Below are 18,174 nucleotides of genomic sequence, written 5' to 3'. Positions count from 1 at the left end.
TCCCCGAAGCACCTGCTGGCCGCCTTCAAGGCCAACCCGCGCATGGTGCTCCTGGGTACGGCGAGCTTCTGGGAGGGCGTGGACATCGGCGGCGAGACGCTGAAGGTGCTGGTCATCACGCGCCTGCCCTTCGCCGTGCCCACGGACCCGGTCTTCGCGGCGCGCTCCCAACTCTTCGACGACCCGTTTAGCGAGTACGCCGTGCCCCAGGCCATCCTGCGGTTCAAGCAGGGCTTTGGTCGGCTCATCCGCAAGCGCACGGACAGGGGCGTGGCCGTGGTGTTGGACGCGCGTGTGAGGCGCGGCTACGGCGCCGCCTTCCTCCAGTCGCTGCCGCCCTGCACGGTCAGGACCGGCCCTCTGCGCGACGTTCCGGACGCGGCTACAAGCTGGCTTGAGGGCGGCAAGGGTTGACCGCCGCGACTCGTCGGGCCGCGGGGCGTCCTTCCGCGGAAGGACGGGGCGAGCGGCGCGTGGCGACCTTCGACCTGCGCGCGGATGGCCCGCTGTCCCTGGAGCACACCCTTGAGTCAGGGCAGGCGTTCCGCTGGCGACGCGAGGACGATGGGTGGTGGTGCGGGCTTGTCGGGGAGCGGCTGTTGCATGTGCGTCAGGCGCGGGGAGTGCTGCGCGTCCGGTGCGTCCGCGGCGACGAGGAGGGCGCGGCGCAGGCCGTACGCTCCTATCTGCGCCTGGACGACGACCTGGAGGCCATCTACGAGCGCATCGCCGTGGACGACCACATGCGCCGCGCCATCGCACGGTTCCGGGGTATGCGCCTCGTTGACCAGGACCCGTGGGAGTGCCTGCTGACGTTCGTGTGCTCGCCCGCGTCCAACATCCCGCGCATCCGGCTCACCGTGGAGCGTATCGCCGCGCGGTTCGGCGGGGCGGCGCGACTTGGCGACGAGTCGCGACCGGCGTTTCCCACGCCGGAGCGGATGGAGCGCGCGACGGAGCAGGACTTCCGCGACCTGGGCGGCGGGTTTCGCTCGCGCTACTTGGCGCGGATTGTCGAGATAGCCAACGCGGACGAGCTGGACCTGGCGTTGCTGCGGGAGGCGCCGTACGCGGAGGCGCGGAAGGCGCTGGAGGCGCTGCCGGGCGTCGGGCCGAAGGTGGCGGACTGCGTGCTGGCGTTCTCGGCGGGCAAGATGGAGGCGTACCCGGTGGACCTGCACATCTACCGCGAGACGATGCAGTACTACGGCGGGCACTTCACGGCGTACGCGGGCCGCGCGAGCGTGCCGTACGACGCGATGGGCGCGTGGGCGCGGGAGTACTTCGGCGGGTACGCGGGCTACGCGCAACAGTACCTGTTCCATGGGAGGCGGATGGGGGGTAGCTGAGACGATTGGCAATAATATACTTGACTCAGAAGATGCGCCGGAACACAATAGCTACGTTCGGGAGTCGGTGTGGCTGGCGTTCCCTTTATCCGTTCTGCCTGGGCAGAGGTTTGTCATGGTGTTGAGCGCATATTTTGACGAGAGCGGGACTCATAACGATTCCAAAACCGTAACCGTCGCGGGTTACCTCTCCACACAATCCTTATGGTCGGCCTTTGACCCTGAGTGGAGAAGGATTCTTTCCTGCTTTGGCTTAACGAAGTTTCACATGACAGACTTCGTAGCCAAGAAAGATGACTTCCGTGAGGGTTGGGAGGATGAAGCAAAAAGACGTGCTCTACTTGGTCCTCTGCTCTCTACTATCAACAAGCATGTGATTGGAAGCGTTGGTGTCAGCATGCTTCGGACGGATTACGATGCCGCGTTCGACTCTAAGGCTGCTGTTAGGTCTGGCGGGCCATACGGCTTGGGCGCTACTTGGGTCTTGCTTCAACTTGCCAGAATAATGGGTTTCACCCAAATGCAGGGAGCCATCAAGTATGTGTTTGAAGATGCGCCCCGTCGCAAGGCCGCCGTTCAAAAGGCTTATGACCGAGTCAAGGTGAATCCGGGACTTCTAAAGGCCTTGCGAGTAGAATCTCTCAGTTTCGGGCTAAAAGCACACTACGTGCCTCTCCAGGCTGCTGATGTACTGGCCTATGAAGTGCGTCGATGAACCGCTTTTCAATGGGGCATTGACCCATATCCGCGCGACTTCACGACTGAAAAATTGGCAATCCCGCCTAGAACGTGGACTTACTTGGATTCCAACATGCTCAGGCTAGTTGCCCGCAACTTTAGCGGCGAACAGAGAGTGGTCGAGTTGCCCCCGCCGCTCCGTATTCAAAGCCATGACGGGGTGCCAACCGCCATCACCGAGTTTCAAGACCGCTGGCGATGGTTCAGCAGGTTCATGGGTGGGACAGAACCACCCAGGAAGCGAATAGCGTGATTGCCCCGCAGTCTTGGCACATTCCGACTTTGATCGGCAGCATCCCAGAGATGACCTGCTCCTTTTCATTCAGGCGAACAAGGGCGAAATCGGGTAGGTCCGAGCCGATGATGGCTGTCGAACCACACCCGCACCGAGGTATAACTGGCTTATTGGCAAATAACTGCTCACTCATAGGGAAGCCTGTTGTTCGCAATAATATACTTGACAAAGTTTTTGTTCATGTGCCAACTCCTTTTCTAGTGCTAATTGAAGCCATTGCAATCTCCGCCACCGTCGTCCCCCGCGCCGCGCTCCAGCCCATTGGCGTCATGTCACCCTGAGCGCAGCGAAGGGTTTAGGTCTGTCAGCAACAGATGTAGATTCTTCACTTCGTTCAGAATGACAGGATGCAGATGCTGAACTCAGGCGGAGCGTATCAAGAATGACGCGCTCCGTCAAACTCTACGGTCTTCCTTGACACTCGCCTTCGCCGCTACCTAGAATGGGCCATCCTCGCCAAGGAGTCCGCCCATGCCGCTGTCCTCCCGCAGATACGAGGCCTCCGACCCCTGGGAGTTCATCGAGATGGCCTATGAGAAGAACTGGACGGACGGCATGCCCGTCTGCCCGCCGACGCCGGAGCGCGTGGAGGCGATGATCGCCTGCGTGGGGCGCAAGCCGGAGGAGGTCGTCGGCGTCGTGCCGCCGCAGAACGGCGAGGCGACCATTGAGAAGCTGGCCATCCAGTGCGTGATGGGCGGGTGCAGGCCGGAATACTTCCCCATTGTCCTCGCGGCGCTCGACGCGATGCTGGAAGAGAAGTTCAATCTGTATGGCGTGGAGACCACGCTGCACCCCTGCGAGCCTCTGGTCGTCGTCTCCGGCCCCATCGTCAAGGCGCTCGGTTTCAACACGGGCGACGCCGTATTCGGCGCGGGCCGGCCCAACGCGACGATAGGCCGCGCCATCAGGCTCATCCTGTGGAACATCGGCGGCTCGTACCCAGGCGTGAACGCGACGGCGCCGCTGGGCCATCCCGGGCGGTACGGCTTCTGCATCGCGGAGAACCTGGACGAAAATCCGTGGCCGCCGCTGCATAAGGACTTCGGTCTGGCCTCCGAAAGCGGCGTCGTTGTCATCGGCGTGGACGGCCCGCAGGCCATGCTGGCGCTGCCGGACGCGCGGCACACGCTGAACATCTGGGCGGACGGCGTCAGCAGGATGAGCGGCAACAACATCCAGTACATGACGGGCGGACAGGGCATGATGGTCATGGCGCCGCCGGTGGCGAAGAAGTTGACCGGCGAGGGGTGGAGCAAGAGCGACATCCAGAAGTATCTGTTCGACACGGCGCGCCGCCGCCTGGGCGACCTGAAGCGCGGGTTCTACACGTTCGACCCCGCGAAGGGCGGCAACGCGGGCTGGCCGAAGTGGGTGGACCAGACGAGCGACGAGACGCTCGTGCCCATCGTGTCCGACCCGTCCGATATCTTCCTGGCCGTGGCGGGCGGCGTGCGCGCGCACTGGTTCAGCGCGTGGTGCCCCGGCTGGGGACTGATGGGCGGGCTGGCCGTCGCGCGACCTTTAGAGTTGCCGAAGCGACACGGAGGGGCGTAGCGGCCGTCTTGCGCGGCCCCCTGTCCAGGCCTCGCCCCTAGGAACCATTACCCCGGAGCTTCGCCTGGGCCGGCGACTTGGTCAGCCTGCTGATGATCTCCATCCTCGGCTTCGTCTGCACATGGGCGGAGAAGGTCATGCCGAAGGTGGAGTAGGCTGGCTGACGGCGGGTACCCGCCGCGGCGTCCCGTCGGCGGCGTTATAAGGGACATTGACCTAAAAGATTCGTTTTGTTTGCTATTTGCGCACGGTTTAGGCCTTGACTTTTTATTAGTGCGGTGGTATACCTTATCGCGGTAGCTTTGGCGACGTATTGCGTGCATCGCACTAGTGGTTCAATGCCAACGCGTGGTCGATGTTGCGGGTCAACTTATGCCCTGACAGGCTTTTTGCCCACAGAAGGAGGGATGCGCAAATGAAGCAAGCAACCAGGCTTGAGGTGTTGGACCCCCGAGCTGAACTGCGTCCGGCGGCCCACCCTGTAGCCCCACGGTTACCGTCGCTGAAGGGGAAAGCCGTGGCGTTATTGGACAACATCAAGCCGAACGCTAACGTGATTCTTGGAAGAGTCGGCGAGATACTTGTCGCGCAATACGGCGCCGCAAGAGTGGACCTCATCGCGAAACGAGGCCCCGCGACACCGGCGGAGGGCCCCATCCTCGACCAAATCGCAACGACATACGATGCTGTCGTCACGGGGCTGGGTGACTGAGGCGCTTGCACCGCGTGGAGTATCCACGACTGCATTGAGCTCGAAAAGAGAGGCATCGCCGGTGTAATTCTCTGCTCCTCAGTCTTCATGGGTCCTGCCAGGGAAGAAGCCGCCACGTTGGGAATGCCTGATCTCCGCATCGTTGAGCTACCCCACCCGCTCAATGCTCTGACCCCAGAGGCGGCCCGCAAGGTCGCGGAGGGATATGCGCAAGCCGCTGCTGCCTCACTCGCCGCCCAGGCTCCACTCCTATCGCAGCCGGTTCAGACCAAGAGGAGCGCTGCAAGCTCGTCTTCCGCGACGAAAAGCCCTCCGGCCAAATGCGAGGGCGAAATGTGCGACTTAGGGTAACTCACTAAGCGTTCCACTCCGCGATCAATTGAATTGACAAGGAGTAGCACGAGATATGCCGCTGACCGCTCGACGCATGGACGCTCCAGCAGACTGGGACGGCCTTCAGGACTATTTCGTAGAACATCGGCTTGCTGATGGGTTGCCCGTTGTGCCGCCCACCGAAGAGCGGGTGCTCGCCATGCTTCGCTACACGGACCTGGCGCCTGAAGAGCTTATCGGACTCGTGGCGCCGCGCTGGGGTCCGGCGACGGTCGAGAAGGTCGCCATTAACGCCGTCATGGCGGGATGCAAGCCCGAGTACTTCCCCGTCATCGTGGCGGGTGTGCGCGCCGTGTCCGCGCCCGCGTTCAATCTTTACTCGTCCGAGACGAGCACTGGGGCGCACGGCCAGATGTTCATCGTCAACGGGCCTATTCGCAAGGAGCTGGACATCAACTGCAGCTCTGGCCTCCTCGGTCCCGGCTACCGGGCGAACGCGACAATAGGGCGCGCGTTGCGACTGGTCATCATGAACGTCGGCGGGAGCTTCCCCGGCGTGACGTGCATGTCGACGCATGGGCAGGCGGCGAAGTTCTCGTGCTGCATCGGAGAGAACGAAGAACGCAACCCGTGGACGCCGTTGCACGTAGACAGGGGCTTCGACCGCAACGTCAGCACGGTGACTGCGGTCAGCACGCGGGGGTCCTATGACATCATCTGTTTCAGCAACAAGATTGGGCGTATCCTGAGCGTGCTGGCGGGCAGCATACAGCCCCTGGGAAACGCGAACGTCTTCTACGGGGGAGAGCCCATTCTGCTGCTGTGCCCGGAATGGGCGAACATGCTGGCGAACGCCGGCTTCTCCAAGGCGGACGTGCAGCGCCATATGTATGAGAACTCGAAGGTACAGCTCGGACGCAGTCCGGAGACAGAGCAGAGGTTCTCTATGAGCTGGCGTGCAAAGGAGTTTCCCAACCACACGTCCGAGACGATGGTGCCCTACGCGGACAGCCCGCAACACGTGCTGATCATCGTCACTGGCGGCCCCGGAGACCACTCGACGCACATCCCGACATTGGGCGGCATGAGCATCTCTCAGACCGTGCCCATCGCCCGTCGTGACGGCGTTCCCGTGAAGTCTGTTCACGAGTTCGTGCAGAGGTGAGCGGTCGGACAACCTCGCGGCGAGACGCCCTGGTGCAGAAGGAGGCTTCATGAAGAACACCCGCTGGCTCTTGAAAGTGTTCGCCATCCTGAGCGTAGTAGCTCTAAGCATCGGTGCCTGCAGTCCCGCACCCGTCTCAAACAGTAGGCCCACCAGTACGCCTGCTGTACCAGCTGCGCAGGCATCCCCTGTTTCTCCGGCTCCGACATCCGCGGCTCCCAGGCCGACGCCTCCGACGCAAGCAAGCGCCAGGCCAGCGGAACCGACACCCCCGCCAACACAGCCCGCTCCCGAAAAGCCAGCATATGGCGGCACGCTGGCCCTGACTCTGAGTGCCGATATTCCCTCTCTCGACTTCAACGGGGAAAACACAGTCAACGTTTGGGAGCCCGGCAGGGCGACCGTTGAGTCCATAGTCCGCCGCAATGCGTGGAAATCGGACATACCCATCGAAGGTCACCTGGCGAACAGTTGGGACGTCAGCAAAGATGGAACGGTCATCACCTTCAAATTCCAGTCGGGAATCAAATGGCAAGACGGCTCGCCATTTAGCGCGGACGATGTCAAGTTCACGTTCGAGCGCTACGCCCGTCCGCCCCAGGGAGTCAAGAGTGTCTGGATGGCGCAGCTCAAGCCCATCAAGGAAGCGAAAGTCCTCGACGGTACAACCTTGCAACTCGTCCTCAACGAGCCGAGTGCCTCCTTCCTCGACTCGCTTACTTACATCCCTATCTACTCCAAGAAGTGGATCGAGGGGGGCGGTGATCCACGGCGCCAGCACGTGGGAACGGGACCTTTTAAGCTTCAGTCCTACACTCCGAGTGTCAGTCTCCAGTTTGTTCGAAATGCCTCTTACTGGCAAGAAGGCAAGCCCTATCTCGACGGATTGACGTGGCACATCGTCGCGGACCGCGCCACTCGCTTCGCCGCCCTCCGCACGGGGCGCGTCCGTGTCGCGAGCACGCGTTTCTCACAACTGACCCCGACCGAAAAGACGACCGTCGAGCAGGACAAGCTGCCCGTCCGGCTTTGGCCCACCATCGTCCAGGGTTCACCGTACATGATTTTCAACCTGAAGACACAACCATTCAGCGATATTCGCGTCCGGCGTGCCATCCATCTGGCGACTGACCGCGCTCAGGCTCGGACCGTGTTGTTCGAGGGCGCGGGTCGGCCTGGCTTCTGGTTTACGTACAGTAAGCCCTCCGGTATCCCATTTGACGAGCTTATGAAGCTCCCTGGTTTCAGGGAAGATACCGCCCTGAAGCAACTGGACCAGGCTGAAGCCAAACGCCTGATGGCCGAGGCTGGTTATCCCAACGGGTTCAAGGCGACGCTCACCAGCCGGCCCCTGAGTGACTTCAAAAACCAGGCGGTGTTCATGGCGAACGAGCTCAACAAAATAGGCATCCAGGCTAATGTTGACGTCTTGGAGGATGCCACTGTCTTCGCGAAGTTCGGTCGAGGCGATTTTCAGATGGGGCAACTGCAAGGCACTACCAACTTGCGCCCCGACCCCGCCGACAATGCGTCGCTTTGGTTTCTCCCGACCAGTGGATTGAATTACTCGTACTTCGACGACGCGGAGTTCGTGAAGGCCTATGACGAGCAGGGGAGGCTCACGGACCCCTCGGAGCGCAGCAAGCTCGTGCGCAAAATGGAGCAGCGGCTGATTGACGTCATGCCCGGGATACACCTCGGGTTCTTCCACGGGTACCTCATGGCTTGGAACGACGTGAAGAACTGGCCCGAGTTCGACAGGGGCGTGGACGCGAACGTCTTGCCCAACGTTTGGATGTCGCGCTAGGCTCAAGGCTGCCCAGCGCCGCCGCGATGCGCTCCAGCGTGTCCAGCATCGTGTCGCCCTGAGCGTAGCGAAGGGTCTAGGCTTGCTTGCAACAAAGGTAGATTCGTTGCTTTGCTCAGAATGACAGAACAGGGACGTTAAATGCAAACCGAGTGTACCAACGCCGATACGCTCGGCCAATGTTTTGGACACGCGTCAGCCTGCCTCGCTGGTTGCGGCGGCGACTTGGTCAGCCCGCTGATGATCTCCACCCTCGGCTTCGCCTGCACATGGGCGGAGAAGGTCATGCCGGAGGTGGAGTAGGCTGGCTGACGGCGGGTATCCGCAGCGGTGTGCCGTCCTCGCGGGTAATGACCACCGTCTGGGACTTGCTGGACTCGCCTTGCGTCATCAGGTGCATGGAGTGGGCGCCCACTCCACCAGTGACGACCAGGAAGATGTCCTCAGGCCTGCGCGCCACCGGCACCATCGTGTCAGGTTTCCATTCGGGGAACATGTCGCCGCGGAGACCCAGCAACAGCTCCTGCTCAGGCTTTGGTATGAGGCCGAAGGGCACGCGCGCCCGCTCGAACAGCTCTTGCTTCAGCGATAGCTTGATGTAGCCGCCCGCTGCCAGCGTCTTCGCCCGCTCCGGGCAGATGAGCACGCCCGGCTCGCCGCCGTAGTAGACGTTCCCGCTGCCCAGCGGCGTCATTCCGCCCGCTATCACCCGCGCGATCTCCCTTGCGTCGCGGCTGGAAGAAAACGTGTCGTACATGCCGCGCAGGTTGATGCACGTCACGGTGCTGACGTCTTGCGTGTGGCCGCGCTCCACGTGCAGCGGCTCCCAGGGGCTCGCCTCCTCGTTTTCGCCGACGCAGCAGGTGAACATGGCCGACTGTCCCAGGGTCCCCATGTTCGTCTTGCCGGAGACGCTGCCGCCCACGTTGATGATGACCAGGCGCAGCGCCCGCCCGATGGCCGCGTTCGCCCGCGCGCCTACCCCCAGGGCGTTCGAGCCGCAGTTGATGCGCGCGGCGTGACGGACAGGCCCATTCACCACCATCAGCGTCGCGTAGGGGCCGGTGCTGGACTCCGCCGCGAAGAGGTTTAGCCCCGGCTCGGCGATGGCGCGCACGCCGGCGAGCAGGATGGGCATTTGCTCGGGTAAGCAGCCCGCCATGACGGCGTTCACCGCCACCTTCTCGACAGTCGCCAGGCCCTGACGCGGCGCAATGCTGCCGATCTCCCGCGCGGGGTCCCAATCGGCGCCGCCCAGCATCCGCAGCACGCGCTCCTCCGTGGGCGACACGATGGGCAGGCCGTCGTTGTAGCCCATGCGCTCGAACAGCGCCTGCACCTCTTCGGAGTCGGCGCTGGCGGCGTGACGGCGAGAGGTCAGTACCGGCTTACCGACGGTCATGGGCATGTCTGTGGCGCGAGAGTCAGCGCCCTGAGGGCCTCGCCGGACGCCTTCTCGGCCAGGGCGTGAGCCGCCTCGCGCGTGAGGCCGCCGATGGGGTGAGGCAGGACGATGAACGAGATGTCGGGCATCCTCAGCGAGCTCGCCACGCCGCGGGCCGCGCTGGAGAACGCGGTGGACGTTACGACCACGGTAGGCACGCCACGTCGCTCAAACTCAACGCTGTCGTGGACACTCCACGCCGTGCACGAGCCTCAGTCCGCAAGCCCGATGATCACGGCGTCGCACTCGCGCGCCAGGCGGTCGAGCACAGCGGGATCGGTGGGCACGTTCGGGCCGCGTTTCTCGTGCGCGACAACCTCAAGGGCGTGAGTTGCATCCTGCACGCCCCGCGCGAGCGTGCCCAGCACCACATCCGCATTCTGCTTATGGTTGCCCACCCAGGCAATGCGCTTGCCAGACAGGGAGGCCACGCGCGGCGCGGGGCGCTGGTCTGCCTGCTTTGACTCGGCGGGGCCGGGGTCCAGTACCTGGGTTGCGATGGCCGTCGAAGTGTTGCTCATTCGTCTCTCGCGTTGCTTGGCAGGATGTAATGCGCAAGTATACTACAGAAAACTTGCGCGCCAGGCAAGCGGCCAGCTTGTCGTTGGCCCTGGCGATGAACGACCTCCTGCGCACGCCTGGGCCGACGTTCGTTTCGCTGCGGGTGTCACCCGCACTTGCCATCGAGCAGAGTCGCGCGGCGGGCCAAAGTCCAGCCGCGCAGGCCAGGCAGTCATGTCGCGGGTGGAAGAACCTGTGCGCTTCGCTGAACTCGCCCTTGTAGCCGGAAGGTTCGAGATCCCTTCCTTCGCACGTTGTGGCCGCCATTGCCGAGTTCCTTCATGCGTGGATGGGTCATGATTGGCGACGTTGTATCATATGACGTCACGAGACGAGCCAGAGCAATGGAAACGGCGGCTCCGTTATTTTTAGGAGGCACAGGATGAAACACGGGAAATTCTCCTACCACCTTCATGAAGGCGCGGGGCCGGATTTGCTGCCCGTGGCAAAGCGCGCCGAGTCTTTGGGACTTGACACGCTCTGGTCGCAGGAGCTCCATTCGACGCCGTTTATCCCGCTGGCGGCGGTGGCCACCCATGTGCGCCGCGTCCGCTTAGGGGCTGGCATAGCCCTGGCATTTGTGCGCAGTCCGCTGGAGACCGCTTTGAGCGCCCTGGACATGGACGCAGTCACTGACGGGCGTTTCGTGCTGGGACTGGGGACAGGAGTCCAGCGATTGAATGAGCGATGGCATGGTGTCCAAAACTACGGACGACCCGCGCCGCATCTCAAGGAATGCGTGCAAGTGGTGCGCATGATCATCGAGAAGGCTCACGCCGGTCAACCCATGCGCTTCAAGGGCCAATACTACGACATTGATATAGTGGGCTACCAGAGGCCCGTGAAGCCCGTGCGCCCCACGATTCCCATCTACGTGGCGGCCGTCGGAGAGGGCATGTGCCGAGCCGCGGGAGAGGTGGGTGACGGCCTTATCGGCCATGCCCTGCTCACCCCCAAATGGTGTCGAGAGGTCATCCAGCCCAACGTGCGCATCGGTCTGGCGCGGTCGGGGCGGGACCCGTCGCGTTTTCACGTTCTCCCGTCCCTGACCGTCGCCATCTCCCGCGACAGACAAGAGGCCCGCCGCGACGCCGCGGGGGTGGTTGCGTTCTACGCCTCGGTGCGCACCTACGAGCCGTACATGGCCTATCACGGTTTTCAGGAAGAAGCGCGGCGGGTGCAGGATGCGTTTCGCAAGAACGGCGGCTTCGGCTCCTCGGTGACCGATTGCGTGACCGAGGAGATGGTGGACGTTTTCACGGCGGCGGGCACCCCGGACGACGTGCGGCAGCAGATACGGCGCTACGACGACATGGCGGACCACGTGATGGTGAGCGAACCCGGCTATTTCATCTCGGAGGAGAAGCGCCGCGCTTATCGAGACGCCCTCTTTGATCTCCTCGGAAGCTGAAACGCGCCTGGCTCACGAGCGCTCCACGGAGGTCGGCGCGTGTGCGGCGCGGCCTCTTCCGGCCTGACTGCTTAGAACGCTGACACCACTTTCCCCTGTCCAATGAGCTTCTGCAGCGCGTCCTGGGACAGGGGGCCAAGCTCCGGCGGAATCTCCAGCGGGGCGAGGAGCTTTGACCAGAGGGGACACGCCAGCAGGCGCACGCCCCTGGCGCCCGTGGCGCGGACAAGCGCCATGATGTCCGTCTGGCGTCCGTCGAGTGCGCTCACGACGGGAATCGCGGCCTCTTTGGCGTTGCGCGCGATAGTCATCTGCTCCTGCCGTCCCCGCAGAAGCGGGGGCCAATCGAAGCCGCGCCCGCAGACCGCGGCCAGGGCGGCTTCGGTGAACAGCACGCCCACGTTCTTGCCGTCGTCCCGCGCCTGGGCCGCCAGCACCAGGGCGGTGAGGACCGAGCTGCCGGAGGCGCTCTTGCAGACGAAAAGGATGTCCATGGCTTTCCTCACTCCCGCCTTAGCTTTGTCGCCGCTGACGGAACTGGCCGAAACGCGGCTTGCGCTTCTCGAACCATGACTTCTGGGCCTCTTTGATCTCCTCGCTCTCGAACCACTGGGGAGCGATCAGCCGCTGGAACCGTCCCTGCGTCCCGCGCATGTACTCAATGTCGTGGCTGAAGCTGGCCTTGAGCATCTTGAGGATGCTGGGGCTCATGTCAAGGATTTCAAGGCACCACTTCTCGACCTCCGCGTCAAGCTGCGCGACGGGCACGACCTTGTTCACCAGGCCCATCGCCAGCGCCTCCTGCGCCGTGTACTGGTGGCAAAGGAACCATATCTCCTTGGCCTTCTTGGCCCCGACGACGCGGGTCAGGTATGACGACAGGAGGCCGTCGGCGGGCGACCCGATGCGCGGCCCGTTCTGGCCGAAGACCGCGTTGTCCGCCGCGACAGTCAGGTCGCAGTAGTATGCCCAGTGGTTGCCCGCGCCGATGGCATAGCCCTTCACCGCCGCGATGCTTGGCTTCGAGCAGTCGAGCAGCGCGCCGTTGATGCTGGCGGGCGCGCTGAGGTGCTTTTTGAGGCCGCCCGCGGCTTCCCATTCCACATCGCCACCCGCGCAGAAGGCCTTCTCGCCGGAACCGGTGAGCACGACCACGCCGACGTCCTCGTCGGTGCTGCAGTCGTACAAGGCGGCACAGACCTCCTCCATGCCGGTGCGCGTCACCGCGTTCAAGCGCTCCGGGCGGTTGAACGTGATGCGCGCCACGCTCCCGTTCTCATAGCGCCGCTTCTCGTACAGGACCTCCTTGGTCGGAAAGTCCGGTACAACCTTCCACTGCGTCGGCGTCTCTGCCATAGCTTCTTCCCTCAGGCCTTGTTATGCGATGACTTTTTCTTTGTGCAGCGCCGCAATCTCGGTCGCCGCGTAGCCCGTCTCCTTCAGAATGGCGTCGGTATGCTCGCCGACGAGCGGCGCGGGAAGGCGGACGCGCCGCTCCTGGCCGGATATCTGCAGGGGAGTGTTCATGAACCAGACTCGACCTGCTATGGGGTGGTCGTAGGAGATGATGGCCTCGGTGGCGCGCACCTGGGGGTCGTCGAAGACGTCCTCGCGGTCGTTCACGGGACAGCAGGGAACCTCCGCCGCCTCCAGCAGCTTGATCCACTCATCCCGCGACTTCGTGGCGAAGATCTCTTGGAGCACTGCGCCGATCTCTGCGCTGGCGGCCAATCGCTTCATGTAGTTGTCGTACGCCGGGTCGGTGGCCAGGTGCGCCAGGTCCATCACCTCGCAGAGCTGTGTCCACTTCTGATCGGTGATGAAAGCGACGACGAGCCACTTGTCGTCGGCGCAGCGATAGGGGCTGTACTGGACGTTGGACTGCGAGCCGGGCAGCGTCGGGTCGTCGCCTTCCACCTTGACGAGCGTGTAGCCCTGCATTGCCACAATCAGGTCGAGCAGCGACGTCTCGACGAGGCGACCCTTGCCGGTGCGGTGGCGGTCGAGCAGCGCGGCCGTGATGCCGAAGGAGAGCAGCATGGGGGCGGACATGTCGGCGACCAGCACCGGGGAACTGACGGGCGTGCCGTCGGGCATGCGGCGCGCGCCCGTGATGCCCATGCGCGCCTGGATTGCGATGTCATAGCCGGGCATCTTGGCGTACGGGCCGATGGTGCCGTAGGCGGTAATGTGGGCGTACACCAGTCGCGGATTCCGCTTCGAGAGCGTGGGATAGTCCATGTCGAACTTCACGTCGTCGCCGACGACGAAGTTGTGGATGAAGACGTCCGCTTTGTCCAGAAGGCGGTAGACTACCTCTCGGGCTTTCGGCTTGCGGAGGTCCAGCGCGATGCTCCGCTTGTTGCGGTTCAGTACCAGGAACGGTTTGCTCAGCGGGCCGAGACGCGGGGTCGTGTGCAGCGTCCGGCAGGAGTCGCCCGCGAGGGGCTCCACCTTGATGACATCAGCGCCCAGGTCCGCCAGGTACATGGCCGTGCCCGGCCCGGCGAAGTACTGAGACATGTCAATGACCTTGATGCCTTCCAATACCATGCCCATGCCTATGCTCCTATCGGGATGTCAATATGCCCCGGGGCTGGATCTCTGCTCCTGCGCGGGAACGGCTTTGTCTCCGCGTCGGAGACCACCGCGGCCGTCCGAAGCCAATGAACGGAACATACTCGCCCTGCAGATCAGTACGGTGCCAGCAGTGCCCAAAAACTGGCGTAAATTCAGCGAGCACATCTTAATGCGCTTGGGCATCCCTGGTCAACTCACCTGCACATTTGTCGGGCGCAGAGCCTCCGCAATAATTGACTCGACCGATTGCATTATGTGACAAGACTGACAATGGTGACCAATGATTTACATACTCAGTTGACAAGGGCCGCAAAGGAGTACCATAATGCGCCATAATGCGCCATCCGCGGAAAACCACGCATCCGGCTTCTTGGATGATTGCTTTGGAAGAGGCCCTTAGCAAAAAACCCAAAAGGGGGGAAAAGGCCATGCACCACCGAAACCGGCTTGCAGTGCACGTGACTCTCATAGCCGTTGTGTCCGTCATCCTGGCGAGTTGTGCACCGGCGCAGGCGCCCGCCGCCGCGCCCGCCCCGGCACAGCCGCAATCCGCATCCAATCCTCCGGCCGCCGCGCCGACTGCCGCGCCCAGAGCGCCCGCGCTCGCCGCGACTGCGACCCTTCCGACGCCCGCACCCGTTGTGCGAGAGACACCTGCGGTTCCAGCTTCCTCGGCGGGTTCCCCCAAGCGCGGCGGCATGTTCACGCACGCCAGCTACACGCGCTCTCCCGACGCCGATCCGCACACCAACAACGCCGCGCTCGACGTGGCGCTTGACCTGTGCTATGACACACTGATGACCGTTGATCCAGTGTCGAGAGACATCGTGCCGGGCCTCGCCGAGAGCTGGGACGTCAGCAAAGATGGCCTGACGTTCACGTTCCATCTGCGCAAGGGAGTCAAGTTCCAGGACATTGCTCCGGTCAGCGGGCGCGAGTTCACTGCGGACGACGTCGTGTACAGCTTCGACCGCATCCGAACGCCCTCGCCGCAGTTCCTGCGCGGCTCGTTGTTCGCGAAAGTGATCTCCATCAAGGCGCTCGACAAGTACACGGTGGAGATGAAACTATCGGAGCAGTTCGGACCCCTCCTCACCTATGTCGTCAACTACTCGAACAAGATGGTCGCCAAGGAGGCGGTCGCCAAGTTCGGCAACTTGGGAAGCAGAGCCAATTGCGTCGGCACAGGCCCTTTCACAATGAAGACGTGGAGGGAGCCGTTCTCCGGTGAGATGGTCCGGAATGCCACCTATTGGGATGCCACGCATACCTATCTGGATAGCGTGCGCATTCAAGTCATAGAAGATACCATAACGCGCATGGCTGCGTTGCGGACTGGTCAGGTAGATGTCGCCGTGCGCATCCCCCCCAGCAGTTACGCCGCGATCAAAGACCAGCCCACGCTGACGTTTGACCCCGAGGCCGTGAACTGGGTCTCCCAAATCCTGTTCAACATCAACAGAAAGCCGTGGAGCGACGAGCGCGTCCGCAAGGCGGCCTACCTCGCGATTGACCGGGACGCGGTGGTCAAGGGCGCGCACGAAGGCGCCGCCTTTATATCCGGGCCGCTGCCTCCAGCGGTGTTCAAGCCGTGGGCGCTGCAGCCTGACGAGCTCAGGAAGCTTCCGGGATACCGACAGCCTAAAGACCAGGACGTGGCCGAGGCGAAACGACTTCTCACGGAGGCGGGCTATCCCAACGGGTTCGACGCCGAGGCCCCTGTGTCAGAGTACTCTCCGATATCGAGCCGCCTCGGGCTCGAGGTAGCCCAAGGCGATCTCCGCAAGATAGGGATTCGGGTCTCCTTCAAGCAGGTTGAGCCGGCGGCGTTCCTGCAGGCTGACCTTACCGGCAACTTCGATCTGATCAACCGCGGGTACGGGACCGGCGTTGAACCCGAGCCTGACGCGATGTTCTCCCAGCTCATGGCCACGGGTGGGTCTCGCAACTATCTGAAGCTCGTTGATCCCAAGCTCAACTCCATGGTGGCGGAAGGGGTCCGCACTCTGGACACGACAAAACGCATCCAGCTTTATAAGGACCTTCAGTACTACGTATTGGACAAGGCGTACCGGGCGTTCCTGGACGAGCCTTTCACATACACGGGGAAGCAGAAGTTCGTCCGGGGCTACAACGGGCAGTGGATTTTGGACAATCGGCAAATCGCCTACGTCTGGCTGGACAAGTAGACAACGCGGGCTAGGCACACTGCGGGGAACACCAAGTCGTGTTCCCCGCAGTGTGTCCCCGACACGCTAAGAACAGCCAAGAGTATTCTTCATGGGCCAGTACATAGCAAGACGCCTCATCTTCGCCGTCCCCACCATCTTTCTCGTTACGCTTCTCGTCTTTTCCGCCGTACGCATGATCCCGGGCGACGCGGTCATGGTTATGCTCGGTGACGCAAACGTCTCGAGTGCGGACATCACCGAAATGCGTACCCGGCTGGGGCTGGACCAGCCCATTTGGCAACAGTATGCACGATGGATAGGGGAGATGACCCGCGGCGATCTGGGTAACTCCCTGTTCTCGCGGCAGCCGGTCTTTCAGGAAATCGTTGTCCAGCGGCTTCCCGTCACGCTGGAATTGATGGGTCTCTCCATCCTTATATCGCTCCTGATTGGACTGCCTGTAGGCATTCTCTCCGCCGTGCGCCAGGACACCGCACGTGACTACATCAGCCGCAGCGCCGCTATTCTGGGACTCTCCGTTCCGTACTTCTGGACGGCGACTTTGATCATCCTCTACGGGTCTATCTGGTTCGGGTGGATGCCCCCGGTCCACTACGTGGACCTCACCGAAGACCCTATCCAGCATCTCAGTCAGCTTGCCATTCCCGCATTGTTGCTCGGCGTTTACATGGCGGCCATTGTCATGCGCATGAGTCGCACGACACTTCTGGAGGTGCTGCGGCAGGACTACATCCGCACCGCGTGGGCGAAGGGCCTGCGTGAGCGGCTGGTCATTGTGCGGCACGCCCTGCGCAACGCGATGGCTCCAGTCGTGACCATTGTGGGCGTCAACATTGTCCTGGGGCTCAGCGGCACCGTTATCCTGGAGCAGATCTTCGTCATCCCTGGTATCGGGTCGTATATTATCAGCGCGGTCCTGTGGCGGGACTACCCAGCTATCCAGGCGGTCAACCTGTTCATGGCTATCCCCGTGGTGGGCATTAACTTGCTGGTCGATGTCGCTGTCGCCTATCTAGACCCGCGCATAAGGTATCGGTAAGGCCGTGAGCGCTGGAGCAGCCACGAGGGCGTCTCTGGGTTTACATAGGCAGGCAAGCCCAATGGCGCGGGCTTGGTCTGTTCTTTGGCGCTTCTGTCGTCGCAAGCCGCTGGGCGCCGTCGGCGGAGCGTTCATCCTGATGCTTGTGCTCGTCGCAATCTTCGCGCCGCTGCTCACTTCCTATGACCCCATCGAGAACAATACCGACGTCCGGCTGCAGCCTCCCAGCGCCACGCATCCGTTGGGCACCGACCAGCTAGGGCGGGACGTATGGTCGCGCACGGCCCACGGCGCACGCACATCACTGTCCCTGGGAATTGGCTCGGTGTTGCTGGGCACGCTGGTCGCGCTTGTCCTGGGTGTCCTGGGCGGGTATATGGGGGGAGCTCTGGATATGGTGTTGGACCGGATTATCGACGCCATCATGGCGTTTCCATGGATTCTGCTGATGCTGACCTTGCTCTCCGTGCTCGGAGCGAGTGTGCTGAATTTGGCCGTCGCGCTGGCGGTGGCCATGGCGCCGCGGAACACGCGAGTGGTGCGGAGCGCTGTTCTCTCCCTTCGAGAAGCTCAATACGTGGAAGCGGCCCATGCAATAGGGGCCAGCCATCTGCGCATCATCGGACAGCACATCCTCCCCAACATCATGGCGCCGGCCATGGTGCTGGTGAGCGTTTATCTGGGATGGGCTATCCTCGTAGAGTCCAGCGTAAGTTTCATCGGCTTTGGCGTGCCGCCGCCCCTTCCGTCATGGGGACGGACGCTGGCGGAGGAGGGCAGGCGGTTCATGTTCCAGGCGCCGTGGCTTGCCACGGTCCCGGGCATCGCCATCAGCCTGGCAGTGTTCGGCTTCAACATGCTGGGCGACGCGCTGAGGGATGTGCTTGATCCCCGCATGCGGGGCAGTCAGTAAGGAAGTTCACAACGGCGACGACCACCCCCGGCTGAAACGGACACCAACCGAGACTGTTCCATTCACTCCGCCGTCCGA

18 protein-coding genes are annotated in these 18,174 nt (G+C 62.7%); 12 read left to right on the top strand and 6 right to left on the bottom strand.

Features of this window, described 5'->3' with window-relative positions:
- From Q7T26_06440 to Q7T26_06405, 8 genes are all read left to right on the top strand, one after another.
- Positions 1-414: helicase C-terminal domain-containing protein (locus Q7T26_06440; protein ID MDO8531790.1), on the top strand; the 414-nt coding region annotated here is incomplete at its 5' end.
- A complete protein-coding gene (locus Q7T26_06435) occupies positions 411-1,349 on the top strand; it encodes a DNA glycosylase (protein ID MDO8531789.1) in 939 nt (312 codons plus the stop codon). The genes Q7T26_06440 and Q7T26_06435, both read left to right, overlap by 4 nt.
- A gap of 115 nt (positions 1,350-1,464) precedes the next feature.
- Positions 1,465-2,064 (top strand): DUF3800 domain-containing protein, encoded by a 600-nt coding sequence (locus tag Q7T26_06430; protein ID MDO8531788.1) that lies wholly within the window; start codon positions 1,465-1,467, stop codon positions 2,062-2,064.
- 789 nt (positions 2,065-2,853) lie between these two features.
- A complete protein-coding gene (locus tag Q7T26_06425; protein ID MDO8531787.1) occupies positions 2,854-3,939 on the top strand; it encodes a hypothetical protein in 1,086 nt (361 codons plus the stop codon).
- 415 nt (positions 3,940-4,354) lie between these two features.
- Positions 4,355-4,651, top strand: coding sequence for a hypothetical protein (locus tag Q7T26_06420; protein ID MDO8531786.1), 297 nt, complete (start codon positions 4,355-4,357; stop codon positions 4,649-4,651).
- 406 nt (positions 4,652-5,057) lie between these two features.
- Entirely contained in the window at positions 5,058-6,149 is a 1,092-nt protein-coding gene (locus Q7T26_06415; GenBank protein ID MDO8531785.1) for a hypothetical protein, read from the top strand.
- A 49-nt stretch (positions 6,150-6,198) separates the two neighbouring features.
- Positions 6,199-7,956, top strand: a complete 1,758-nt coding sequence (locus Q7T26_06410; protein ID MDO8531784.1) for an ABC transporter substrate-binding protein — start codon at positions 6,199-6,201, stop codon at positions 7,954-7,956.
- A 141-nt stretch (positions 7,957-8,097) separates the two neighbouring features.
- Positions 8,098-8,259, top strand: a complete 162-nt coding sequence (locus Q7T26_06405) for a hypothetical protein (GenBank protein MDO8531783.1) — start codon at positions 8,098-8,100, stop codon at positions 8,257-8,259.
- Here the strand turns inward: Q7T26_06405 and Q7T26_06400 are convergent.
- From Q7T26_06400 to Q7T26_06390, 3 genes are read right to left on the bottom strand one after another with little or no spacing between them, the layout of a single operon-like run.
- Entirely contained in the window at positions 8,240-9,358 is a 1,119-nt protein-coding gene (locus Q7T26_06400) for a hypothetical protein (protein ID MDO8531782.1), read from the bottom strand. The genes Q7T26_06405 and Q7T26_06400 overlap by 20 nt on opposite strands.
- Positions 9,355-9,558, bottom strand: coding sequence for a hypothetical protein (locus Q7T26_06395; protein MDO8531781.1), 204 nt, complete (start codon positions 9,556-9,558; stop codon positions 9,355-9,357). The genes Q7T26_06400 and Q7T26_06395 overlap by 4 nt, the downstream gene beginning before the upstream one ends.
- A 54-nt stretch (positions 9,559-9,612) precedes the next feature.
- Entirely contained in the window at positions 9,613-9,921 is a 309-nt protein-coding gene (locus Q7T26_06390; GenBank protein MDO8531780.1) for a hypothetical protein, read from the bottom strand.
- A gap of 422 nt (positions 9,922-10,343) precedes the next feature.
- Here Q7T26_06390 and Q7T26_06385 point away from each other — a divergent pair, with 422 nt between their 5' ends.
- On the top strand, positions 10,344-11,372 hold the full coding sequence (locus Q7T26_06385) for an LLM class flavin-dependent oxidoreductase (protein MDO8531779.1): 1,029 nt from the start codon (positions 10,344-10,346) through the stop codon (positions 11,370-11,372).
- Between the two features lie 71 nt (positions 11,373-11,443).
- On the opposite strand, the gene Q7T26_06380 is transcribed toward Q7T26_06385, so the two are convergent.
- From Q7T26_06380 to Q7T26_06370, 3 genes are read right to left on the bottom strand one after another with little or no spacing between them, the layout of a single operon-like run.
- On the bottom strand, positions 11,444-11,866 hold the full coding sequence (locus tag Q7T26_06380) for a hypothetical protein (GenBank protein ID MDO8531778.1): 423 nt from the start codon (positions 11,864-11,866) through the stop codon (positions 11,444-11,446).
- A gap of 19 nt (positions 11,867-11,885) precedes the next feature.
- The gene (locus Q7T26_06375) at positions 11,886-12,728 is read right to left on the bottom strand and encodes an enoyl-CoA hydratase-related protein (protein ID MDO8531777.1); all 843 of its coding nucleotides are present in this window, start codon (positions 12,726-12,728) and stop codon (positions 11,886-11,888) included.
- 21 nt (positions 12,729-12,749) lie between these two features.
- Positions 12,750-13,931: a CoA transferase gene (locus Q7T26_06370; GenBank protein MDO8531776.1), complete on the bottom strand. Its 1,182-nt coding sequence runs from the start codon at positions 13,929-13,931 to the stop codon at positions 12,750-12,752.
- A gap of 449 nt (positions 13,932-14,380) precedes the next feature.
- On the opposite strand from Q7T26_06370, the gene Q7T26_06365 reads away from it, so the two are divergent.
- The 3 genes from Q7T26_06365 to Q7T26_06355 all read left to right on the top strand — a co-directional run bounded on the left by Q7T26_06365 (position 14,381) and on the right by Q7T26_06355 (position 18,096).
- Entirely contained in the window at positions 14,381-16,141 is a 1,761-nt protein-coding gene (locus Q7T26_06365; protein MDO8531775.1) for an ABC transporter substrate-binding protein, read from the top strand.
- Positions 16,142-16,232: 91 nt separating this feature from the next.
- A complete protein-coding gene (locus Q7T26_06360; protein ID MDO8531774.1) occupies positions 16,233-17,183 on the top strand; it encodes an ABC transporter permease in 951 nt (316 codons plus the stop codon).
- Between the two features lie 61 nt (positions 17,184-17,244).
- Positions 17,245-18,096, top strand: coding sequence for an ABC transporter permease (locus Q7T26_06355; GenBank protein MDO8531773.1), 852 nt, complete (start codon positions 17,245-17,247; stop codon positions 18,094-18,096).
- Positions 18,097-18,174: the final 78 nt, after the last annotated feature.

Source organism: Dehalococcoidia bacterium (assembly GCA_030648205.1).
Lineage (GTDB): Bacteria > Chloroflexota > Dehalococcoidia > JAUSIH01 > JAUSIH01 > JAUSIH01.
The sequence above is the reverse complement of the archived record's forward strand: the minus strand, read 5'-3'. Positions and strand labels throughout refer to the sequence as shown.

Bases quoted from the DNA above. Each gene is read 5' to 3' on its own strand.
- Q7T26_06370 (MDO8531776.1), bottom strand. From the start codon at position 13,931: ATGGGCATGGTATTGGAAGGCATCAAGGTCATTGACATGTCTCAGTAC.
- Q7T26_06390 (MDO8531780.1), bottom strand. From the start codon at position 9,921: ATGAGCAACACTTCGACGGCCATCGCAACCCAGGTACTGGACCCCGGC.
- Q7T26_06360 (MDO8531774.1), top strand. From the start codon at position 16,233: ATGGGCCAGTACATAGCAAGACGCCTCATCTTCGCCGTCCCCACCATC.
- Q7T26_06365 (MDO8531775.1), top strand. From the start codon at position 14,381: ATGCACCACCGAAACCGGCTTGCAGTGCACGTGACTCTCATAGCCGTT.
- Q7T26_06355 (MDO8531773.1), top strand. From the start codon at position 17,245: ATGGCGCGGGCTTGGTCTGTTCTTTGGCGCTTCTGTCGTCGCAAGCCG.
- Q7T26_06415 (MDO8531785.1), top strand. From the start codon at position 5,058: ATGCCGCTGACCGCTCGACGCATGGACGCTCCAGCAGACTGGGACGGC.
- Q7T26_06405 (MDO8531783.1), top strand. From the start codon at position 8,098: ATGCAAACCGAGTGTACCAACGCCGATACGCTCGGCCAATGTTTTGGA.
- Q7T26_06430 (MDO8531788.1), top strand. From the start codon at position 1,465: ATGGTGTTGAGCGCATATTTTGACGAGAGCGGGACTCATAACGATTCC.
- Q7T26_06380 (MDO8531778.1), bottom strand. From the start codon at position 11,866: ATGGACATCCTTTTCGTCTGCAAGAGCGCCTCCGGCAGCTCGGTCCTC.
- Q7T26_06400 (MDO8531782.1), bottom strand. From the start codon at position 9,358: ATGACCGTCGGTAAGCCGGTACTGACCTCTCGCCGTCACGCCGCCAGC.
- Q7T26_06425 (MDO8531787.1), top strand. From the start codon at position 2,854: ATGCCGCTGTCCTCCCGCAGATACGAGGCCTCCGACCCCTGGGAGTTC.
- Q7T26_06410 (MDO8531784.1), top strand. From the start codon at position 6,199: ATGAAGAACACCCGCTGGCTCTTGAAAGTGTTCGCCATCCTGAGCGTA.
- Q7T26_06420 (MDO8531786.1), top strand. From the start codon at position 4,355: ATGAAGCAAGCAACCAGGCTTGAGGTGTTGGACCCCCGAGCTGAACTG.
- Q7T26_06385 (MDO8531779.1), top strand. From the start codon at position 10,344: ATGAAACACGGGAAATTCTCCTACCACCTTCATGAAGGCGCGGGGCCG.
- Q7T26_06375 (MDO8531777.1), bottom strand. From the start codon at position 12,728: ATGGCAGAGACGCCGACGCAGTGGAAGGTTGTACCGGACTTTCCGACC.